The organism is Amphritea atlantica (assembly GCA_024397875.1).
Classification (GTDB): Bacteria; Pseudomonadota; Gammaproteobacteria; order Pseudomonadales; family Balneatricaceae; genus Amphritea; species Amphritea atlantica_B.
Window position 1 is genome coordinate 2,783,673 of record CP073344.1, and the last position, 23,048, is coordinate 2,806,720.

General features: G+C 51.5%; 17 protein-coding genes. 5 read left to right on the forward strand and 12 right to left on the reverse strand.

Translation table 11 applies throughout. The annotated features are described in order from the left end of the window. Positions 1-12: 12 nt before the first annotated feature. Positions 13-1,020, forward strand: coding sequence for an MsnO8 family LLM class oxidoreductase (locus tag KDX31_12795; GenBank protein UTW02236.1), 1,008 nt, complete (start codon positions 13-15; stop codon positions 1,018-1,020). 226 nt (positions 1,021-1,246) lie between these two features. Here the strand turns inward: KDX31_12795 and KDX31_12800 are convergent, their stop codons facing one another. After that, positions 1,247-1,831: a hypothetical protein gene (locus KDX31_12800; protein ID UTW02237.1), complete on the reverse strand. Its 585-nt coding sequence runs from the start codon at positions 1,829-1,831 to the stop codon at positions 1,247-1,249. A gap of 121 nt (positions 1,832-1,952) precedes the next feature. Beyond that, a complete protein-coding gene (locus KDX31_12805; protein UTW02238.1) occupies positions 1,953-2,372 on the reverse strand; it encodes a hypothetical protein in 420 nt (139 codons plus the stop codon). Between the two features lie 491 nt (positions 2,373-2,863). On the opposite strand from KDX31_12805, the gene KDX31_12810 reads away from it, so the two are divergent. After that, positions 2,864-3,631 carry an EAL domain-containing protein gene (locus tag KDX31_12810; protein UTW02239.1) on the forward strand — a complete coding sequence of 256 codons (768 nt, stop codon included), beginning with the start codon at positions 2,864-2,866 and terminating at the stop codon, positions 3,629-3,631. Between the two features lie 523 nt (positions 3,632-4,154). On the opposite strand, the gene KDX31_12815 is transcribed toward KDX31_12810, so the two are convergent. The 6 genes from KDX31_12815 to KDX31_12840 all read right to left on the reverse strand — a co-directional run bounded on the left by KDX31_12815 (position 4,155) and on the right by KDX31_12840 (position 12,139). Next, the gene (locus KDX31_12815) at positions 4,155-5,108 is read right to left on the reverse strand and encodes a hypothetical protein (protein ID UTW02240.1); all 954 of its coding nucleotides are present in this window, start codon (positions 5,106-5,108) and stop codon (positions 4,155-4,157) included. Positions 5,109-5,175: 67 nt separating this feature from the next. Further along, the gene (locus KDX31_12820) at positions 5,176-6,384 is read right to left on the reverse strand and encodes a transposase (GenBank protein UTW02241.1); all 1,209 of its coding nucleotides are present in this window, start codon (positions 6,382-6,384) and stop codon (positions 5,176-5,178) included. A gap of 621 nt (positions 6,385-7,005) precedes the next feature. Beyond that, positions 7,006-8,655 carry an electron transfer flavoprotein-ubiquinone oxidoreductase gene (locus tag KDX31_12825; GenBank protein UTW02242.1) on the reverse strand — a complete coding sequence of 550 codons (1,650 nt, stop codon included), beginning with the start codon at positions 8,653-8,655 and terminating at the stop codon, positions 7,006-7,008. Between the two features lie 24 nt (positions 8,656-8,679). Then, the gene (locus KDX31_12830; protein ID UTW02243.1) at positions 8,680-10,425 is read right to left on the reverse strand and encodes an acyl-CoA dehydrogenase; all 1,746 of its coding nucleotides are present in this window, start codon (positions 10,423-10,425) and stop codon (positions 8,680-8,682) included. Between the two features lie 23 nt (positions 10,426-10,448). Beyond that, positions 10,449-11,378: an FAD-binding protein gene (locus KDX31_12835; GenBank protein ID UTW02244.1), complete on the reverse strand. Its 930-nt coding sequence runs from the start codon at positions 11,376-11,378 to the stop codon at positions 10,449-10,451. Between the two features lie 11 nt (positions 11,379-11,389). Next, positions 11,390-12,139 carry an electron transfer flavoprotein subunit beta/FixA family protein gene (locus KDX31_12840; GenBank protein ID UTW02245.1) on the reverse strand — a complete coding sequence of 250 codons (750 nt, stop codon included), beginning with the start codon at positions 12,137-12,139 and terminating at the stop codon, positions 11,390-11,392. A 194-nt stretch (positions 12,140-12,333) separates the two neighbouring features. On the opposite strand from KDX31_12840, the gene KDX31_12845 reads away from it, so the two are divergent. After that, the gene (locus KDX31_12845; protein UTW02246.1) at positions 12,334-13,344 is read left to right on the forward strand and encodes an AraC family transcriptional regulator; all 1,011 of its coding nucleotides are present in this window, start codon (positions 12,334-12,336) and stop codon (positions 13,342-13,344) included. Positions 13,345-13,681: 337 nt separating this feature from the next. On the opposite strand, the gene KDX31_12850 is transcribed toward KDX31_12845, so the two are convergent. Both KDX31_12850 and KDX31_12855 read right to left on the reverse strand, forming a co-directional pair. Continuing rightward, positions 13,682-14,221 (reverse strand): hypothetical protein, encoded by a 540-nt coding sequence (locus tag KDX31_12850; GenBank protein UTW02247.1) that lies wholly within the window; start codon positions 14,219-14,221, stop codon positions 13,682-13,684. An 81-nt stretch (positions 14,222-14,302) separates the two neighbouring features. Next, the gene (locus KDX31_12855; protein UTW02248.1) at positions 14,303-15,937 is read right to left on the reverse strand and encodes an acyl-CoA synthetase; all 1,635 of its coding nucleotides are present in this window, start codon (positions 15,935-15,937) and stop codon (positions 14,303-14,305) included. A gap of 482 nt (positions 15,938-16,419) precedes the next feature. Here KDX31_12855 and KDX31_12860 point away from each other — a divergent pair, with 482 nt between their 5' ends. Both KDX31_12860 and KDX31_12865 read left to right on the forward strand, forming a co-directional pair. Beyond that, positions 16,420-19,248: a cache domain-containing protein gene (locus KDX31_12860; GenBank protein UTW05388.1), complete on the forward strand. Its 2,829-nt coding sequence runs from the start codon at positions 16,420-16,422 to the stop codon at positions 19,246-19,248. A gap of 66 nt (positions 19,249-19,314) precedes the next feature. After that, entirely contained in the window at positions 19,315-20,007 is a 693-nt protein-coding gene (locus tag KDX31_12865; protein ID UTW05389.1) for a response regulator transcription factor, read from the forward strand. Between the two features lie 79 nt (positions 20,008-20,086). Here the strand turns inward: KDX31_12865 and KDX31_12870 are convergent, their stop codons facing one another. Together KDX31_12870 and KDX31_12875 are read right to left on the reverse strand one after the other, a co-directional pair. Continuing rightward, positions 20,087-21,202: a hypothetical protein gene (locus KDX31_12870; GenBank protein ID UTW02249.1), complete on the reverse strand. Its 1,116-nt coding sequence runs from the start codon at positions 21,200-21,202 to the stop codon at positions 20,087-20,089. Continuing rightward, positions 21,186-22,799: a BCCT family transporter gene (locus KDX31_12875; protein UTW02250.1), complete on the reverse strand. Its 1,614-nt coding sequence runs from the start codon at positions 22,797-22,799 to the stop codon at positions 21,186-21,188. The genes KDX31_12870 and KDX31_12875 overlap by 17 nt, the downstream gene beginning before the upstream one ends. Positions 22,800-23,048: the final 249 nt, after the last annotated feature.

Sequence of the window (23,048 nt, forward strand, 5' to 3'; positions counted from 1 at the left end):
CAGGAGATTCTAATGCGCATTAAACTGTCTGTTGTCGATCAGTCGCCGGTTCACGGTTCCCATCCCGCTATTGCAGCCCCTCAACTGAGCATAGAGCTGGCACAGTTGTGCGACGAACTGGGTTATTACCGCTACTGGGTGGCTGAACACCATGACAGTATCCACTTTGCCAACCCCTGCCCCGAAATCATGGCGACCGCGATTGCCAGTGTGACCAAAAACATCCGGGTCGGCAGTGGCGGAGTAATGTTGAGCCACTACAGCCCGCTGAAAGTCGCTGAATGCTTCAAAATGCTGGCCACCCTCTTCCCGGACCGCATCGATCTGGGTATTGGCCGTGCACCCGGCGGAACCGGCCTCACCTCCCAGGCACTGGCATACCCCCATCAGCCCCACCATAGCGATCTCTATGCGCAACAGGCCCAGCTGCTCAAGGGGTTTATCGAAGGGAACCTGCCGCAGGACAACCCCTATAGCCAGATAAAGGTCCTGCCCGACAGCAGCCCGCAACCGCAACTGTGGATGCTGGGTTCCAGCGGCGGCAGCGCCGGACTGGCGGGTCATCTTGGCTATAATATCGCTCTGGCGCGGTTTATCGACCCGGATAACTGTCACCCGTCGATCTTCAGTGAATACCTGGAACAGTGGAAACGTGCCGGGCACCAGAACACGCCCAACCGGATTCTGGCCATCGCCTGCATCTGTGCCGAAACCGAGGAAGAAGCCAGACTACGGGCAGGCACCGCAGTCTACCGCAAGCTCGCAGCACAATTAGGAATCCGCGAGGCGTTCCTCACACCGGCAGAAGTGCAGGACCGCTACCGTGCCTTCCCCACCGCCCACCAGGCCGAATATGATCGCATCCTTAACGGTTACACCGTCGGCACACCCGAGCAGTGTGCCGAAGAGATCTCTCAGCTGGCGACCGCCTTCGACTGTGACGAGATCGCCACCGTTGCGGTAACCCACAGCCAGGCCGACCGGCTGGACAGCTACACACAACTGGCAAAAGCGCTTTAACGCCGAAGGCTGTCGATGTTCCCTGTAGGCCCTGCTGTAAAAGCTGTTGTAAGAGCTGCTTTAGCATGCCCTCTGGGTACCAGCAGCGATAATCTTTTGCTGTGTAAACCTGTCCTAAAATAGTGGGTGTCACCGGGGACAAATCGTTCGCAGTGATCCGTATGCTCTCCTCTGTGCGCTCTGTGGCCTCGGTTGTAACAAGCTGTCATAGACATCACTGCTCGATTCAAGCGCCAAACAGGAAAAACCACAGAGGCACTGGCGCCACAGCCACCGCCACTAACAAAAGAAAACCCGGTAAGTTAATCATCCTGCTCATTCCGGCAACCAGACCGATTCCGCCCCCCCCGCCCACCAGTGCATTACCCGGCAGGTTTAACAGCACGGCGATCGTCAGGTAGCGATAGTTGACCAGCACCGGGGCGAGATAAGCAGGCACGTTATGGCGTAGCAACTGCAACCGTTCCTGCGGATTTAGCGATTCCAGCTGGAGTACCAGTGCACTGGCCCGGGACAGATGCAGCCAGCGAAGCAACCGATATATCAATCGGGGAGACAGGGTTCTGCCCACGAGAAAACTGATCATTAAAGCCGTCAGCGTGCAGAGATAGACCAACAGCGCGCCTTTACTTCCGAGCATCATCAGCAGCATCAGACCCAGCTCGATACCCGGCATGAAGGGTGTCGCCATTAACAGGATGTAAACAACCGCAACCCCCAGCACAACAGCCGTTAGCATCGAATCGTGGCGCGGAAAAATCTGGAAATTCAGCTGGTGAGCCAACCAGCTACCGCCAAAATACAGGCTCACAATAATGCCGATAATTAATCCGAGTCTACTATACCGGAGCCACCGGGAGGGAACATCTGAATCGCTCATAACGGCACCCGCAACTGGCCGGTTACGCTTGCGGTTGTTGCCACTGCGCTGCTCACGGATTCAGAGTCCCCATAAACCAGTATTCCTTGCGTATATCCCAAAACCAACGCTCTTTAGTCCACACAAACGTGGCTTTAATGGACGGCCCTTCGACAACGCCCCGCCAGGTAATTTTTCCGTGTGTCGGACTTTCGGTGACCGCCTCAAAGCGAATCGCTCCACCCTCCACTGTTGACGAATAGACACTGCTGCCAAAATTATAGGGATCACAGGAGACCGAGTGGAACAGACCGTTACGAAAGATAATCTCCTCCTGCTCGTCGGGATCGAGCTGACGACCTTTCTCACCGTTATAACCGCTGAAGCTCATCCCATCCAGAGGACCGGAAAGCTCCCCGGAGACCGAAATCCCGGCCCAAAACAACCCTGAAAGCACTACATATATTAAAGGTTTGGACAGCCATCTCATCATCAATACCCCGCTCACTAAAGCCTTAACAGAGGAGTCTCTGCGATATGAAGGCGACGGTTCAGTATCCTCAATTATAGTCGGGTATGTGAGAAGCGATTAAGGGAATAACAGGAACCAGATTTACTGCTTTCTCAACGTAGCTCGATCACCGGTTCCCGGCTTGCTCGTGGCTCGTTGTTCGAAAAGCCTTCTTAAGTGGGTTTTGCTGCCCGCTGGTTTCTATCCCTGATAAGACAATCCCAGACTGGGGAATCACGACTTTCCTCCTATTGTGCATACTTTGGTTTTTTGCCAGTATCGGTAGTAACGGAAACCTCTGGCAACGCCACGCAACCGACCAGCGAGTCTGCTTTTTTTAGTGGATGAAAAGAGTGTAGTTCACTGCTGCTTTTCACTCTGTACTACAAATGCCATAGCCTGCAGACTGAGTAGAAAGATTTATGATTGTGTAGAGCTGATGAATAAATCGTGACATTCAGTGAGGACAAAGAATGGATGATAAGACTATAGTTTTTGATCGGTTTTCGTGTGCCAGCTGCGCTGATAACAGCAGTCTTGATTTCGATTTCACGATGGCCTTTCAACCGATCATAAACTGTAATACACGGACAATATTCGGCTATGAAGCATTGGTTCGGGGTTTAAACAACGAATCTGCTTACTCCATCATATCCCGGGTTAACGATGATAATCGCTACCTGTTCGACCAGCTCTGTCGGGTTAAAGCCATCGCTCTGGCTGCGGAACTAAAACTTGATTCGATACTGAGTATCAACTTCCTCCCAAAAGCGATTTATAAACCTGAGCGCTGTATACGAACCACCCTGGCAGCCGCTGAAAAGTTTGGTTTTCCTATCTCCAATATCATGTTTGAATTCACCGAAGTTGAAAAAATTGAGGACAGTGAGTTCGTCAAGAGTATCGTCGAGTATTACAAAAAATCAGGCTTCATCACCGCCATTGATGACTTTGGATCGGGCTACGCAGGTCTTGGGCTACTGGCTGATTTTCAGACAAACATCATTAAACTCGATATGGAGTTAATTCGTAATATCGACCGGGATAAAACCCGGCAATATATCATCAGAAACTGCCTGAACCTGTTTCGTGATCTCAATATCACCCCGCTGGCTGAGGGTATTGAGACAAAAGAGGAGATGCTCTGGTTACGCGATGCCGGCATTGATCTGATGCAGGGCTACCTGTTCGCCAAACCCGGTTTTAAAAGTCTGCCGCAGGTAGATTTCAGTGGCTTTTAAAGCAGTAAGAAAAGCAGCTGCCAGACGTCACTGCTAAAAACCAGTCGCTAGAACGTCACTGCGTGACTTGCTAGTGGTTAGACGCGACTGCGTCGCTTGCTAGGAAAAGCATCGGCGTGGCTCGTTGTTCGAACGCCGGTTCCCGGAAAGGGCCGTAACTCGTGGCTCGAACGCCGGTTCCCGGCTTGCTCGTCGCTCGGAAAGCCTTCTTAACGGCACGGATCATGGAACATGGTTTCTGTGCACTAAGAAGTTATGGCAAAATCAAATACTCTGACCCCATTGATCGGAGTGACGCCAGGTTTTTCAGAACGTTTGACCGCCTCTCGGCGAAACTCTTCCTTATAGGATTGGGTCTTTTTACGTGCCATGTGAGCACCTCCACTTTCAACTAATTATAGCTATAGAAAGTGTCTACAAGTTGTGGGGCACTCGGTGCTCTAACGCCCAAATATACGGCGCCCGACGTAGGAGGGCGTCCGGCGCGTGCAACGCGCGTACATCATTTGCTTGTTAGCTGCGCTCATTGCAATTGATATTCAAATACAGCATTGCCAAGATCGAAGCGAACAATTCGGGTCACGTCATCAAACGACACGATCTTTCTTGCGCTCAACATCAGTTTTTCTTCCGACACATAGCAAAGATCAATAAGTAGCTCTGCCACAATAGAGCTTCCGTCTTTGCGCTGCTGCTCAATATCAATTCCAAAATACTTAAACTGTTCTTCTCCGCCCCCCCAAGGACCAACGCCAGCAGTAAGTCCTGTTCCTGGAATATCGATACAACTATATTTCCAAAAACCTGCAGAGCGCTCTTTAACTTCCGAAAAACCATCTGGTAAAGTTACCCATTCTCCTCGGGGTAACATGAAAACCTTTCTCTTTCGGTCAAGACCATCCAAAAACTTCGCCAGCTCAACGGCTGTATTTGCGTAATCTAGAGCCTGTTCAGGATAAATATTCAGCTCTCCTGATACCTCGTGGGCTAGCTTGTTTCTCAGAGTACGCATTTCATGCAGCAACTCCAGTTGCTGCGGCGACAGCTTCCCGGTGCGCTCAAGGAACTGGATGTTTTGAAGAGGAGAAGCAGAAGCTTTCTCCATTTCTGAATTTACTCTTGAAATAGCCGAGGACAACGATGTTTCTACGTACGACCACGCCAGCAGTACTGATACAGCGGGTGAGCTGTCGACAGCCTCGAATATTTGTTCCTCAAGTGCACTAAAAACTCGCTTCGATTCGGGATTAGCTATAGCAATGCTTCGTTCGATTTTCTGGTCATTTTCTATCGATTCGACCGCTAGTGTCTGCTGTTTAATTTTGCTGAAATCGAGCTCAAGATCTTTGTATTTAAGCTTTCCTAGTTTGTCGATTAGCTGGCCCACACGTTCTCGAACGAGAAAAAACATGATGGCTACTGTCACAGGCCAAGCCAAATTTTCAATCACCGATGCTAGTAATTGCTTCCAATCCATATTGAGACTCCGTAGCAGCTAACGCTTAGATATGCGGCATTTCACAGACAAAAAAAAGCAGCCAATATCATGAAGTATCGGGGGGCTTTGTCTGTAATGAGTTTGAAATGTCCGTATCATCGTCTTGTTGGACTGAACCGCTCCCACGGTCTCCCTTATTAATGGAAATTCCTTTTTGTACAGCTCTCCATAACCTATAAGTCAGCTGCAACCGTTCTCCACACGTATGACATGAAAGTAGCATATCCGTTTTCTGCATGCTAGCTGGGACCTTAACACCACTCAAGCTCCCTAGCTCTTTTTGACACTGCTCACGCTTTCGCCTGGCACTGGAGGCATATAACCCATAATACCTTATTGTGTGCACACCAATCGGTGGCACATGACTTAGTAAACGAGTAAGAAATTCCTTGGGCGAGACGACTAATTGCTTTTTACGTTTAGTGCGATGATCTAAGTATTTAAAACCGATACCCTCTCTCGTGCAGCTATTAATTTGACTGGGATTTACCGGGCCTCCTTTTATGTACCTGGCTAAATACAGCATGACGCCTTTTCCATGCTCATATCGTTCTTCAACTCTCACATTCCAGCTTTTTTGATAGCTCTGCCGATAAATGTCCCAAAACCATGACTTGGTTTTATCCGGCGGGATTATCAGGCGGTTTTCATCAAAAGCCTCTTTCAAATATGACTGAAACTTACCTCGATAGAGCGATTTCATAACTTTACCCGGCAGAAGGTAACCATCAATCTCTTTCCATTCACCTGTGCGTTTAAGGCCACCTGCCGTCACTAAGCAATGGACATGTGGGTGTAAGCTCAGCTGCCGCCCCCAAGTATGTAATGCCATTAAAACCCCTGGCGTGACGCCTTGATGCTTTTCACTCAACATCAGCTCAAATAAAGTTTCCTGACTCGCTTTGAAAATCAGTTTAATCATTAAAGCGTCGTTATAGCGCCATAGATCGAGATACTCATGGGGTAATGTAAAGACAACGTGGAAGTGCGGGGTATTAAAAAGACGGTAAGTTTGTGAGTCAATCCAATCTTTACGGCTCTTATTGGCGCAGATAAAACAGCTTCGATTTCGACAGGAATGGTATTGCTCTACACGGTTATGTTGCGCTCTACAGCTGTAGTAACTAACGCCCATCTCTCGCGTGCGACAATGCTGAATCGCATAGATAGCCTTCCTATTCTTTAGCGGCTGTGGAGTACGCGATAAGTCATTGGAATAGGCTTGGAAAATATTCTGTATCGTTCGATTGGACACATCCATGTCTCCAATTGCTCAATGATTAAAGAGTGATTCCACTCCACCGCGAAGCGGTTATGTCCAACAGCTAGTTATAGTGCCCTTTGGCACTATAACTCCCAGGCACTATAATTCTGGAAATCCGATAAACCAAAAGCCATCTTTATATTATATATCAGCAGGTTAGCACTAGCTAAGAGAGGCATCTTACAGAATTATAGTGCTTCCAGAGGCCGCGTCCCTGCCATAAACTTGCCTCAATCATAATACCCATATTCAGTTGAATCAAAGAGTTAGTTCACTATTTTCAGTGTTCAAGGGAAAGGGGGTCCCCTGAATTGAAGAAATATAGGGGACAGACTTACTTTTAAGTTTTTCCTAGCCACTCGCAAGTTGCGAAGCAACGTCTAGCCAGGTGCGCAGCACCGATCTAGCGAGCGGCGCAGCTGCGTTCTGCTTTTTTACGTTCTCGATTATCCAAACATAAAAAAACGGAGCCAGTAGGCTCCGTTTTCTGTCTGAAACGTTATGAGCGCAGGTTCAGCAAGGCAGAAATTCCCGAATAAGCGGAGTGTACGACTGTACATGAGCATTGTTCGGGAATTTCTAACGCCGCTGAGGCAAGCGCAATAGTTTCAGTTACATATTTGGATAATTCGGCCCACCGCCGCCTTCAGGCGCCACCCAGGTAATATTCTGGGCCGGGTCTTTGATATCACAGGTTTTACAGTGCACACAGTTCTGGCTGTTGATCTGGAAGACTTTATCCCCCGCATCGTTTTCCAGCACTTCATACACCCCGGCAGGACAGTAACGCTGCGCCGGTTCATTGAACTTCGGCAGGTTCTGCATCAGCGGGATAGTATTGTCTTTCAGCTTCAGGTGACAGGGCTGGTTTTCCTCATGGTTGGTGTTGGAAATGAACACCGAGGAGGGTTTATCAAAACTCAGCACGCCATCCGGCTTCGGATAGCTGATTACAGCACATTCAGACGCTGGCTTCAGCTGGGCGTAGTCCTGATGGTTATCACGGATGGTAAACGGCAGGCTGAAGATGTTCTGATCGATAAAGTTCAGGGCGCCACCGATCATGGTGCCGTATTTGTGCAGCGCCGGACCGAAGTTACGGCTGCTGTACAGCTCGTCATAGACCCAGGAGTTCTTGAAGTTTTCGCCGTAGGCAGTCAGGTCGTTGCCGCCCTCATCGCCACCAATCAGTGCGCTAAAGATGGTTTCTGCAGCGACCATACCGGACTTCATCGCGGTATGGGTGCCCTTGATCTTGGCGAAGTTCAGGGTACCGGCATCGCAACCCAGCAGCAGTGCGCCGGGCATGGTCATCTTCGGCAGTGCGTTGAAGCCGCCCTTGGTGATGGCACGGGCACCGTAGGAGACCCGCTTACCGCCTTGCAGATACTGGGAGATCAGCGGGTGATGTTTCATCCGCTGGAACTCATCAAACGGGCTCAGATGCGGGTTTTCGTAGTTCAGATCGGTGATCAGACCCACCACCACCTGGTTGTCTTCGGCGTGGTAGAGGAAGAAACCACCGCTGGCATTCGCTTCACTCAGCGGCCAGCCAGCACCGTGCAGCACCAGACCGGGCTGGTGCTTGTCGGCGGGGATATCCCACAGCTCTTTAATACCGATGCCGTAGTGCTGGGCATCGGCCTCTTTATCCAGTTCAAACCTGGCAAGCAGCTCTTTACCCAGGTGGCCGCGGCAACCTTCGGTAAAGATGGTGTATTTAGCCAGCAGATCCATACCCGGCATATAGCTGTCTTTCTGTTCGCCGTTCTCATCCAGCCCCATATCACCGGTGCCGATACCGGCGACCCGGCCATCATCGCCGTAGATAATGTGCGAGGCAGGGAAGCCGGGGAAGATCTCGACTCCCAGTTGTTCCGCCTGTTCCGCCAGCCAGCGGCACAGGTTGCCTACACTGGCGATATAATTGCCGTGGTTGTGCATGGTTTTTGGCACAAAACCGTTCGGAATCTTCGTGGCCTTTTCATCACTTTTCAGCAGGTAGATCTGATCTTCGGTGACTTCGGTTTTAAGCGGTGCGCCCTGCGCTTGCCACTCTGGGAACAGCTCATCCAGGGCGCGGGGTTCAACCACCGCGCCGGAGAGAATATGTCCGCCCACCTCGGCACCTTTTTCGACCACACAGACCATCAGTTCCTGCCCGGCTTCATTCGCCTGCTGCATCAGGCGGCAGGCAGTTGATAATCCGGCCGGTCCGGCACCGACTATGACAACATCAAACTCCATCGACTCTCTTTGCATTATTCTTATCCTCGGTTACCGGTGTTAAAACTGCTCTTCGTCCAGCTGCATAATGCTTTCACTGCCCGCCATCACGGAGGCGAGACAGGACTGGGTGCGTGGCAGCATATGTTCACAGAAGAACCGGGCAGTTGCCAGCTTGGACTGCAAAAATTCCGGATTACCTTCACCAGCCTCAAGCCTGGCTTGTGCCTGCAGGGCACTCTTCGCCATCAGCCAGCCACCACAGAGGAAACCAAACAACATCATAAAGTTTACGCTGGCACTGCCCGGTGCATTTTTATCCGCTGCACTATCCAGCAACCACTGGCGTGCGGCAATACCATTATCGAGTGATGTACGGCACTGCTGTGCCGCCAGGGTGAACTGCCCGCCGAGTGATTCAAACCGGCTGATATCGGCAGCCATCTCATCCAGCAGCGCCTGCAGGGATTCGCCGCCGTTCACCAGTGTCTTACGACCCACCAGATCCAGTGCCTGAATACCGGTGGTGCCTTCATAGATCGTCAGAATCCGGGCATCACGGTAGAACTGTGCCGCGCCGGTCTCTTCGATAAAGCCCATTCCACCGTGAATCTGCACCCCCAGATAGGTAAGTTCCTGGGCAAACTCGGTTACCCAGCCTTTGACGATCGGGGTCAGCAGCTCAACCCGGGCAGCGTTGCCCCGGTCAGCTTCTGCCGCGGCCACCAGACAGAGGGCCCGCATCGCTTCGGTGCCCGACTTCATCGTCATCAGCATGCGGCGAACATCGGGGAAACGGATAATCGGATAGCGACTGCCATCTTTATTGCTGCCCTGAATCCGGTCTTTGGCATACTGCAGCGCATGCTGATAGGCGGCTTCAGAGACTGCCAGGCCCTGCAGGCCCACGCCCTGACGTGCATGATTCATCATGGTGAACATATACGTCAGGCCTTTGTTCTCTTCGCCCACCAGATAGCCCACAGCTCCGCCGTTGTCACCAAAACTCATGACGCAGGTCGGGCTGCCGTGGATACCCAGCTTATGTTCCAGAGACACCGCATAGGCGTCGTTACGTTCAGCCGGGTTACCGTTTTCATCCAGCAGGAATTTCGGCACGATAAACAGTGAGATACCTTTCACGCCCGCTGGCGCATCCGGCAGACGAGCCAGCACCAGGTGAACGATATTATCGGTCATCTGATGATCACCCCAGGTGATAAAAATCTTCTGGCCGGTGATCAGATAGTGATCGCCGTTCGGTACCGCTTTGGTCTTTACCGCGGCCAGATCGGTTCCCGCATCGGACTCGGTCAGGTTCATGGTACCGGTCCACTCACCACTGACCAGTTTGGTCAGGTAATGCTCTTTCAGCTCATCACTACCATGGTGACTGATCGATTCAATCGCCCCTTGGCTCAGTAACGGGCAGAGTGCAAACGACAGGTTGGCAGTCTGCCAGACTTCGTTAACCGCAGTGCCCAGGACGTTGGGCAGATTTTGTCCGCCAAACTCCTCGGCAGCGGTCAGAGTGGCCCAGCCCCCCTCAACATACTCCTTATACGCCTCAGCAAAGCCTTCCGTCTGCTGTACACCCTGTTCATCCAATCGCGGATGATTCAGATCACCGGTACGGTTCAGCGGTGCCAGCATTCCAGAGCCCAGCTTGCCTGCTTCGGTGAGAATAACCGATGCCAGCTCGCTGTTGATATCTTCCAGTCCGGCGTCAGCACACAGCTGGTCGAACTGTACCAGTTCATTCAGAACAAACTCGGCATCTGTAAGGGGGTGCTTATAGTCACTCATGGTCTTTACCTGTAATGTAGTTTTTAGATCTGGCCAGACAGTTCCGGTACGGCATCAAACAGATCGGCAACCAGTCCATAATCAGCAACGGAGAAGATTGGCGCTTCTTCATCCTTGTTGATAGCCACAATAACTTTAGAATCTTTCATACCGGCCAGATGCTGAATCGCACCGGAGATACCCACCGCGATATAAAGATCCGGGGCAACCACCTTACCGGTCTGACCCACCTGCATATCATTCGGCACAAAGCCTGCGTCTACCGCAGCCCGGGAAGCGCCAACCGCCGCACCCAGCTTATCGGCCAGGCCGTAAAGCATGTCGAAGTTTTCGCCATTACCCATACCCCGGCCACCGGAAACGATAACCGATGCAGCAGTCAGCTCGGGACGATCAGATTTCGCCAGCGCTTCGCCAACAAAACGGGAAGATCCGGCATCGCATACTTCGGCAACCGCCTCAATTGCTGCGCTGCCACCCTCTGCTGCCACTGCATCAAACGCAGTCCCACGAATGGTCAGCAGTTTAACGGTATCTTCAGTTTTCACTGTGGCGATAGCGTTACCCGCATAAATCGGACGCTGGAACGTATCGGCAGACTCAACCGCGATCACGTCAGACAGCTGATTGACATCCAGCAGTGCGGCAACCCGTGGCAGGTAGTTCTTACCATTGGTGGTCGCAGGCGCCAGAATATGGCTGTGACCGCTGACCAGTGCAACAATCAGCTTGGCCATGTTTTCCGCCAGTTGATGCTCATAAGCGGCATTATCGGCCAGTAAAACTTTAGCGACAGACGGAATCGCAGCCGCTGCGTCGGCAACCGCCTGACAGTTATGACCCGCCACCAGCAGTTCAATATCACCACCGATCTGCTGTGCAGCAGCCAGGGTATTCAGGGTTGCAGGCTTAAGTGCCTGGTTATCATGTTCAGCTATTACCAGAATTGTCATCTGCCCGCTCCTCAAACTACTTTTGCTTCGTTTTTCAGCTTATCCACCAGCTCGCTGACTGATGCCACCTTGATACCCGCCTGGCGCTCCGCCGGTGGGTTAACCGCAACCAGAGTCACTTTGTTGCCAACTTCAACCCCCAGGTCAGCCGGAGCTTTAACCTCCAGAGGCTTACGCTTGGCTTTCATGATGTTGGGCAGGGAGGCGTAACGAGGCTCGTTCAGACGCAGATCAGTAGTAATAACCGCCGGCAGATCCAGCTCCAGAGTCTGCAAACCGCCGTCGATTTCACGGGTCACCTGTACCTTATCCCCTTCAACCTTAACTTCAGAGGCGAAGGTTGCCTGAGGATAATCCAGCAGCGCCGCCAGCATCTGACCGGTCTGGTTGTTATCGGAATCGATTGACTGCTTACCCATGATGACCAGCTGAGGCTGCTCTTCCTGAACCACAGCTTTGAGCAACTTAGCCGCAGACAATGCATCAGGCGCAGAATCGGTTTCAATCTGAATGCCGCGATCAGCCCCCAGTGCCAGTGCGGTGCGAATCTGTTCCTGGCAGGCTTTGTCTCCGATAGATACCGCGATAATTTCGCTTGCGATACCCGCCTCCTTCAGACGAACCGCCTCTTCTACAGCGATTTCACAGAATGGATTCATTGCCATTTTCACGTTAGACAGATCAACATCACTGTTATCGGACTTAACCCGCACTTTAACGTTGTAGTCGATAACACGTTTTACCGGAACAAGTATCTTCATAGCACTCACTTTTAGATTGCGGTTTCTTATTAACGTCTAGTTTGCCTGTTGCCAGACAGGACAACAATAACGAAAAAAGCCTTATATTTGATATTTTCGGACACAACTAACCATTTAATTTCGGATATTTCTGATAGTATCGGACAAACGGCTCCATTATAGGACAACACGTTAATGTTTCTGGTACACAGTTTATGAGCTATAACCATCACTCCATCTCGATCCACTTTGCCAATGCGATGCTCAAAGGCGCACGCCTGAACGGGCTTAATGAACAGCAACTGTTGCGGGAGGCCGGGCTTAACAGTGAACTGCTAAGAAACCATGAAGTCCGTATCACCCCGATGCAACTGAGCCGGCTGGTACAATCGATCCTGCGCCATAGCGATGATGATTATCTCGGCCTCGCCAGTCCCCCCTGCCGTTTCGGCATATTCGCGCTGATGTGCCGCATGGTGATCCATTGCACCGACCTGCAGCAGGTTTTCACCCAGGCGGTGCATTTTTATAACCTGCTGGTACCGGCATCCCATATGACCATCACCGAAACGGGCGACCAGGTGATTTTCACTCTGGACCTGACGCATCCGGAAAAAGATCCGGACCACGCCCTGATCGACTTTCTGATGCTGCTGTGGCACCGCTTTCCCAGCTGGCTGATTGGCCAGCGAATCCCGCTGAAACAGGTCGGCTTTCGCCATGCCAAACCGGCGCACTTCGAGGAGTACCGGTTAATGTTTCCCTGCCCGGCTGTTTTCAATCAGCCGCATAACAGCCTGACTTTTGACCGGAGCATCATGAACGCGCCGGTAGTGCAGACACTGCAAAATCTTAGCAGCTATCTCAGGCGCGCACCGCTGGACTGGTTTAAACGTCAATCCTATTACCCGGTTTACACCCGCAAGGTGATGGACTACCTCGAAAATGCCGAATCGATGGTCGATACCAGTATGGAAGATATCGCCAGCCAGCTGCATACCACCTCCCGGACCCTGCGCCGCAAACTCGATGAAGAGGGCACCAGCTTTCAGGAGCTCAAAGATGGTGTTCGCCGGGATGAAGCGATCCACCTGCTCAGCCAGCCCAACCTGCCTATCTCCAAGATCGCCAGACTACTCGGTTTTGCCGAAGCGGCGGCCTTTACCCGGGCATTCAAACACTGGACCGGCATCTCTCCAAGCACCTACCGTAAATCAAAAGGCTGAGCCCCACCTGTCCGATTTAATCAAAACACTGACTGTTCAGGCTATCGTCAAGAACACCCTAAAATCGCACAATGGTGGTCCCTGAGTTACTTGTTTACTCATTGGTTCACGCCCTTAGAGCCATATGATGTTGCCGGTCCTGCCTTACAGAGACCGGCTTTTTTATCCGTTAAAAAATTCTCAGAAAAAAAAGGCCCCTTTCAGAGCCATAAAAGTCTGATGCTAATCTGCATAGCAGGGCATCACATCAGATGGTGCTACTCCATAATCTTACATTTTCAAGCCGCTCAGATTCAGCGCCTGAAATAGATATCCGGCAGCAGTATATAAACTGCTTTCATCCAGAAAGAACCTGATACTTACCGAAGCCCGACGCTTTGCCACGCTCGGAACATCCTGTGTCATCAGACTCGGACTTTAACAACGACACCCTGACGGTATGCATACCATTGCCAATTTCACGAATCACCAGGGTGCGATAAAGCTGTCCCTGAAGCGGGACCGACTGCGACAGTCGAAACTCCAGCAACTCAGCCAGCATATTCCCCAGCTGACTCTGACGGTCATTATCGCCCCGACCGATAAAAATCAGATCGGGGGATTCCATATGAATTATGCCGATAAACTGTTCCGCCAGTTCCATCAGACCGGGACAGCGATCACAGGCCCGGAACAACGTATAATCAACGCCCTGCCGCAGCAGCCTGACACGCAGAGTCTCGCTTAAAGGCTGTCCGATTGCGACAACTTTAATCTCTTGCGCACGGCCACTCAGTTTCAGTTTTAACGCTTCGCTGATACTCTCCAGCGCCTGATTCCCCAGAACAGCTTTATCTCCTTCTGAGGCTTCGGGTGTCAGTATTACGGTGATCTTCATTATTATTTTTCCGTCTGACATTGAGTTGCGGAGAAGCGAGGCTCCTCCGCAGGACCCTCCGCACGAGCTACCCGCGCAGACTCATTGCAGATCTTTAGCCTGCTGACGCAGGATAAACTTCTGAATCTTACCGGTTGAGGTTTTCGGCAGGTCGCCCACAACCACCCGTTTAGGGGTTTTAAAGTGCGCCATATTGGCCCGGCAGAAATCGATAATTTCCTGCTCGGTCACTGTTTCACCCTCGGTGGTGGTGATAAAAGCACAGGGGGTTTCACCCCACTTTTCATCCGGCCGGGCGACCACCGCTGCATCCTGAATTTTTGGATGACGGTAAAGCACATCTTCAACCTCGATACTGGAGATGTTTTCGCCACCGGAAATAATCACATCCTTGGAGCGGTCCTTAATTTCGATATAACCATCGGCATGCCACACCGCCAGATCGCCGGAATGGAACCAGCCGCCTTTAAAAGCGTCATCGGTGGTCGATGGATTTTTCAGGTAACCTTTCATCACCAGATTACCCTGCATAAAGATCTCGCCAATGGTTTCACCATCCTGAGGCACCGGTTCCAGCGTATCCGGATGGGCCACCATCAGACCATCGAGCATTGGGGCACGTACCCCCTGACGGGATTTCAGACGGGACTTTTTCGCTTCATCATATTCATCCCACTCGCTATGCCAGGCACAGACCACCGACGGACCGTAGGTTTCAGTGAGGCCATAGACATGGGTAACCCTGAAACCAAGCTCTTCCATTCCCTGGATAACAGAAGCCGGTGGCGCAGCCCCTGCCGTCATCACTTTAACCTGATGGTCAATTCCCTCTTTCATCGCCTGGGGCGCTGAGTTGAGCATATTCAGTACGATAGGTGCACCACAGAAATGATTCACTTTCTGCTCTTTTATCTGTTCAAAGATCATATCGGCACGGACATGTCGCAGGCTGACACTGGTACCCGCAGCCGCCGCAATCGACCAGGGAAAACACCAGCCATTACAGTGGAACATCGGCAGCGTCCAGAGATAAACCGGGTGCTGCCCCATATCCCAGGAAACAATATTACTCACGGCATTCAGGTAGGCACCGCGATGATGATACACCACCCCTTTCGGATCTCCGGTGGTGCCCGAGGTGTAGTTGAGGGTAATCGCATCCCATTCATCTGCGGGCTTCACACCGCTAAACGCATCATCACCTTCAGTCAGAAAAGCATCATAAGTCAGATCACCGATCAGCTCGCCTTCAGCATAAGAGGGATCATCAATATCGATTACCAGAATCTTTTTACCGATCATTTTCAGGGCTTTACGCACCACTGAGGAAAATTCACGCTCGCTAATCAGTACCTTTGTTTCCGCATGCTGCAAGACGAACGCAATCGCTTCTGCATCCAGCCGGGTATTGATGGAGTTCAGTACGGCACCACTCATCGGTACACCAAAATGCGCTTCGAAATGCTCAGGCAGGTTAGGTGCAATGATTGATACGGTATCACCGTTACCGATCCCCCGTTGCACCAGGGCACTAGCCAGCTGACAACAACGCAGATACGTTTCAGCCCAGGTTCTGCGAACCGCACCGTGTACGGTAGCAATACGGTTTGGGTAAACCTTAGCGCTGCGCTCAAGAAAACTCAGCGGTGTGAGCGCAGTAAAGTTTGCCTGGTTCTGATCGAGGGACTGGTTATAGACATTATGATGTTCGGACATTGTGTTTTCCTGTACCTGTTTTCGACCGTTGCTCAGTAGTCAAGCCCGGCCTGTCAATCTGAAAGAGTATTCAAATGAATCGCCCCTCACGGGGCATTCCGGCTAAACCTGGCTGTCAGCAGTTAATTCGTTACCATTACAACGGCAGGGGTCCACGGTGCGAAAACTCAGGAAGAGTAACCAGCAGCAGAGTACCGTCGCTGAACCATAACGGTTCAGTTCGGCAGTGATATAATCATGCGGATAAAGGGAAGGCATCTTTACTCTCTTCTGACTTTATATAGTCAGTTTTTATTGTTCTGTGTCACAGTATTTATTCTGTGTTTAATACAGATTAAAGCTCATAATCATTGCCTCAATCTGTCTGAAATCTAACGAAATGTAACAGCCGGTTTGGCGAACCCACATTTGCTATAGAATGACAGCACAATAAAAACAGTACGCCACAAGACGACAGCACTATGCTTTTCAGATCGAAACTCATGCAACGCTTCTTCGTTACCCTGTTGATAATCATCTCGATGATTTTTATCACGGTGTACTTTTATTCGGTGCCGGTGATCAAGAAGAAGGTTTTCGAGATTGAGCGAAACTCCAGCGCTATCGCCCTCAACAGCGTATTCTCCCTCGCCAACAAGATGTACGCCGATACCAAGAAATACCGCAGCCAGGCGCTTGAATCCCACAAAAAGCGCCTGCGTACCGTGGTTGATCTGGCCGACTCCTTTTTCGACAGCGCCGTCGCTGAAGCGCGCCGCAACGGTCTCAGCGAAGCCCAGGCACGCCAGGTAGCCTTTGAGCAGCTGAGAAGCTTTAAATACGGCGATAATGACTATATCTGGATCGCCGACCAGCACGGCACCCTGCTGTCCCACCCCGACCCGCGCTATCAGGGCAAAGATACAGCGGCCTTTCGCATTAACGATAGTGACTCAGAGGTTAGGACTGTCATCGATTTGGCACTCAGCCAGGGAGAGGGTTTCTATCAGTACAAATGGAACCGGCTCGACTCTGAGAAGCCGCTGGATAAAGTATCCTTCGTTAAAAACTTCCCGCAAAAGGGTTTTGTCATCGGCTCGGGGGTCTATCTGGATGACCTGGATGCTGATATCCAACGTATCCGCAATGAGGCGCTGATTGAACTGCGGGAGGGGATAAAAGAGATTAAAATCGCCTCCACCGGCTATCTGTTTGTGTTTGATGCCAGCACCAATATGCTGATCCACCCGAACACCAATATTGCCGGCAAGAACTTTCTTTCGCTGACCAATCCGGTCACCGGCAATTCCATCGCAGAGGACCTGATACAGGTCGCCGATACCGGTCAAGAGCTGTATTACAAATGGGACCGGCCGGACGACCCTGGAAATTACCGTTATGAAAAGCTCTCGCTGGTACGCTACCTGCCAGGATTTGACTGGTATATCTGCTCTTCGGTCTATGTCGATGAGCTGCGCAGCAGCGCCGAATTACTGACCGAAAGAATCATCACCATCGCGGTGATCGCACTGGTTGTTGCTCTGCTGCTGATGCTGCTGTTCAGTCAGTGGATTACCCAGCCGATTAAACGGCTGGCAGATACCGCCGTGAGAGTATCCCAGGGAGAGCTATCGGCTAAAAGCGGCATCCGTCGTGATGATGAGGTGGGGCTGCTGGCCCACACCTTCGATACGATGGTGGAACGTTTGCGGGACTCGATCAAAAACCTGGACAGCAAGGTTGAACAACGCACCCATGCATTAGCGGAGAAAAATCAACAACTGATCATCGCCTCAGAATCGATGGCCAGCGCGAAAGAGGCGCTGGCACTGTCTGAGCAGCGCCAACGGCAAATCCTCGACGCCCTGCCCGCGCAGATCGCCTATGTCGATACCGGCCTTAACATTCTCTTCGTCAACCGGGTGTTTGCCGATACCTTTCAGCAGAATAAGGCCTGCATGATCAATAAATCCCTGCAGCAGGCTATCGGCGAGGAATGCTTCAGGCGCATCCAGTGTCAGATCCAATCCGCTCTGAACGGACAGCAAACCACTGGCGAATATACAGAGCACCAGCAGCAACGGCAGGTAATCTGCAAACGCACCCTGATCCCCTGCTTTAACCCCGATAGAGAGGTTAATGGCATTCTGATACTGACCTTTGATATCACCAGTGAAAAAGATGCCGAACGGCAGTTAAATGAAGCGCAACGGATGAATGCTGTCGGTCAGATGGCGGGGGGACTGGCCCATGATTTTAATAATCTGCTGACCATTATTCTTGGCAACCTGCATTCAGCAGGCGATCGCTATGCCGAAGATGATCAGTTGCATCGCTATCTTGAACCCGCGATCAGGGCCACCCGGCGTGGAGCCGATATCACCAGCCGACTGCTATCATTTTCCCGCCGACAGCCGCTCTCCCCCACCCTGATTAATATCGGCCAGATGCTCAGCGGCACTGTCGAACTGCTGTCGAGTTCATTACCGGACAATATCACGGTCAGGATAAGCAACACTCCATCCGACCTGCAGCCCTTTGCCGATCCGGGCAGGCTGGAGGATGCGCTGGTGAATATCGTGTTCAACGCCCGGGATGCGATGCCCGAGGGTGGCGAGATCAGCTTCGCCACCCAGAGCATTGAAGTCAAAAACCGCCTGGTGATGGATGAACCGGTAGCGCCGGGTGACTACTGTGAGATCTGTATCAGTGATACCGGTTCCGGCTTCAGCGACCAGGCCCTGCTGCAGTGTTTTGAGCCTTTTTTTACCAGCAAGAGTAATGGCGCTGGCTCAGGTCTGGGACTGAGTATGGTGTACGGTTTCGTTAAACAGTCACAAGGTTATATCAGCATTCAGAACGCCCCGAACCGGGGAGCGACGATCACCCTGCTGCTGCCGGCAAAGGCTGCCGAACAAGGTGTTGCAAAAGATTCGCCTGACGCACAGGCGCGCGACTTCAAGCAGGAGGGCAAACTGGTCTGCCTGGTAGAGGATGATCCGGATGTGCGCTCGGTGGTGCGTCAGCAACTGATCGAGCTGGGCTTTGATGTGATCGACACCCATAACGCCGAAGAAGCCCGGCGATTGATACCGTTGCTACCGGAACTCTATGCCCTGGTATCCGACGTCATGCTGCCGGGCAGCATCAACGGGATTGAGCTGGCAGACTGGCAGCATCTGCGAGATAACCGTTGCAGGATCATCCTGATCAGTGGATATTCCTACCAACAAAGCGGAGACAAGCCGATCAACCCGGCCTTTCTGCTGCTGAGCAAGCCCTTTGGGATAGCAGAATTGAAAAAGGCATTTCATGATAGTGAGAAGCGATAAACCAGGCACAGCAGGTGCCGATTGCCGCTTCTCTCTTTGCGGAGGCAAACCTTGAATAATAATAAAATGATCTACGTAATTGATGATGAACAGGATATCTGTCAGTTGGTGAGCCAGGAGTTGCAACAGTTCGGCTACTGCGTTCGCAGCTTTACCACCGGAACCCAGGCCAGCCATGCGATTCGCACCCGTCCACCGGCACTCTGTATTATTGATCTGGGCCTGCCCGATATGGACGGTATGGAACTGGTTAAACAGCTGTGCGACAAGCACAATGTTGGCGTCATGATCCTCTCGGGACGCAACAGCGTACCCGACAAAGTGCTGGGACTGGAACTGGGGGCCGACGACTATATCGTTAAGCCCTTTATCCCACGGGAGCTGGTAGCCCGGGTTAACAGTTTAGTCCGGCGACTGGAAAACTGCGGACCGGATCCCAAAACAGAGACCCGCACCGCCAGCTTTGCTAATCTGACCTATGACCCCAAAACACTCACCCTGATCACCACGGATGGCAAGCAGTCAGAACTCAGTTCGGCAGAACATGTACTGCTGATCAAGTTGCTCAAAGCACCAAAAACCATCCTCTCACGAGATCAGTTGATGGGGGAAAGCACCGGACCGTTCGATCGCAGCATCGATGTCAGAATGTCCCGGGTGCGCAAGAAAATTGAGCAGGATCCGAAAAACCCCGAGATCATCAAAACCATCTACGGGGTGGGATATATCCTGACCACCGATGTCAGCTGGAACCCCTGACGCATTCATTACAAATAAAAGGCATAACCGAGTCCTGTGTTCCCCCTGAGGGAGCATAGCTACTCCCACAGGGGAATAATCAGAGAGTAAAAGATGCTACCTGAGCAGACTTAATAACCTCATCGATATAGTCAATACCTATGCCCGGCTTGTCGCTGGGACAGGCATAACCCTGCTCATCAATATGGATATAGTCGTCCGACCCCCAGCGATAGGGCTCACAGGGAACCGCCTGTTCAAATCCAGTTGAACTAGCGGTAGACAGCATCATATGCAGATTGGTAGCCTGAGTTATCGAAAAACCCCAACTCTGAATCTCGGTTGAGATCCCGGCCGCCTCAGCAATAGCGATCAGTTTTTTGGCTGCCGTGACACCACCCGTCAGAGTCGTATCAAAACGCAGCCGGTCACAGGCCCCTATATTCACAGCATGCGCCTGCATTACCGGGGAAAACAACTCGATACCACTCATCACTACAGGAATCTCTATCGAGGACCTTAACCGGGCATACCCCTCCAGATCCATATCCGACAGTGGCGCTTCAAAAAACTCAAAACATGAATGCCGGCTTAACTCCCGCCCGATCCGCAGCGCCCCTTCCCGGTTGTACTGTCCTTCCGCATCAAAATAGAAGCGCTGCGTCTGACCGAAGCGCTGGCTGACAGCCTGTATCAGCTCTATATCCCGTTCAACGTCACAGAAAGGATGTATCTTAACCGCATGATACGGTTTATTCGCCAGGGCAGCGATCTGCTCCAAATAGGCCTCTATGCTCTGAAAGCTGGGAATGCTGGCATAAACCGGCACCCGCTCCCGGGCAGCACCCAGGTAGCGGTAGAGCGGCAAGTCTGCAGCTTTGGCTGCTGCATCCCACAGCGCCAGATCAAAGAGCGAGGTTGTCTGGGCGCGCAGAAAATCATAGCGACGGTTTAGCGTCTGGTAGAGATTTTCGCGCTGACAAATGTCAGCCCCCATCACATTTCGCGCAGCGCCACAGGCACTGGCATACAGCGAACGGTCAACCTCATGCTCGGTGTAGGTGGTTATCCCCCCACAACCGACAATACCGTCACTGGTGGTGATCTTGCACAGCAGTAGCCCTTCAACCACCTCACCACTGTGCTGCCCCAGCCTGATCTGATCCTTTGCCGGATTATAGAGCCCGATCTCAATCTGCTTAACTGTTGACGACACTGTGAACCCTCCGCATTTCCTCATCAGCATCCGCCAGCCCGGAGATACGCAGAATATCTTCGCTCTGATCGCTCTTTTCCGATTGTTTAAGCACCCGGAAAAAATTATAGATCACCAGCGACAATACACATGTCAGCGGTAACGCCAGCACAATAGAGGAGGTTTGAATCGCCTTCAGGCTGCCTTCCTTTCCCCCGCCGATCAAAATCAGCGTCAACGGTAAGGCTGCCAGGGCAAAAGCCCAGAAGATACGGTGCCACAATGCCGGATCCTGATGCTGCTCCAGATTATCGGTTGCAATGGCCGACAATGTGTAAGCAGCTGAATCAAGTGAGGTCGAAAGACAGATAAATGCCAGAATGGTATAGACAACGACCGCCAGGGTAGAAAACGGCAGACTGCTGAGTACCGCCAACACGGCGGCAGCCCCTCCCTCCTCTGTCAGAATACGGGTCACTTCAAGACCCTCATTAACCTGCTGGTACAGTCCATAATTACCCAGCACAGCGTAGTAGATCCAACACCCAAGGCTGCCGAAACCAACAACAGTGAAGATAGTTTCGCGGATAGTTCTGCCACGGGAGATACGGGCAATAAAGATTGAAACGAATGGCGCCCAGGAGACCCACCATGCCCAGTAAAAAATAGTCCAGGACTGAGGGAAACCACCCCCGGCAACCGAATCTGTCCATAAGCTCATATGCATAAAGTTATCGAACATGAAGCCCAGTCCTGACAGCATACTGTTAATAATGAATGCCGTCGGACCCACTACCAGGATCGCGCCAAGAAAAACCAGCGCCAGCACCATATTGGCATCACTCAGCCGCTTTATCCCCTTCTGTAAACCCAGGCTGACACTGGCGGAGAACATCAGCACCCAGATCCCCATAACCACCAGATTAAGACTAAATCCAGCTTCGATATCAAAAATGCTACCTATCAGTGTTGAAACCATCGGCGTACCCAGACCGATCGTTGTCCCCAGGCCACCAAGAATACCGAAGATGACCGCAATATCGATGATTTTTCCCACCAGACCATTGGCATGGGATTCCCCCAGAGTCTCGGTGCAGGCCTGACTCAGACGCAAAAAAGGACGTTTCTTGACAAAATACTGATAAGCGATCGGCAGTGACGGGATGCAAAAGATAGCCCAGGCACTCAGCCCCCAGTGAAAGAAGCCATAGCCCACAGCCAGCTCAGCCGCCTGTGGCGACAGCGCTTCAGCACCAAATGGAGGTGCCTTGTAATAGAAAGCCCACTCCTGAGGCGCCCAGTAGAGAATGCTCGAACCTATCCCCGCGGTAAAGATCATCCCGATCCATGAGAAGGTTGAGAACTCTGGTGCTTCATCGCCAAAGCGAATCCGACCGTAAGGACCCAGGGCCAGATAGCCCAACAAGCCCATCACAACGACGGCAAACAACAAATACACCCAGCCCAGCTGGTTGGTTGTATATGACAATATGCTACTTAACACTGCGGAGCCAGATTCCGGATAAAGGGAAAGGGGCACGATGATAAGTAACAGCAAAATCAGAGAACTGTAAAAGATTCCCCGGTCGACTCTCGGTTTATTTTTATTAATTTCCATCCTTATTTCCTCAGATTACTGACAGATGGTTATTTAACCGGGCATTCGGAGCCCGGGCCTGTGTAAGATCAGGGTGCTTTACTCAGGTTTCACCTGAAGAAAAGCCCTGCCCCTCTACAAAAGCAATCTACGTACCAATTATATAAAAAATTATTTTTACTATATTTATCAATTAGTTAAATAGATAATCTTCAGATAATACAGAGTATACGACTGAGTCTTTTCTGACTCAGAATAGTAATAGAAGGG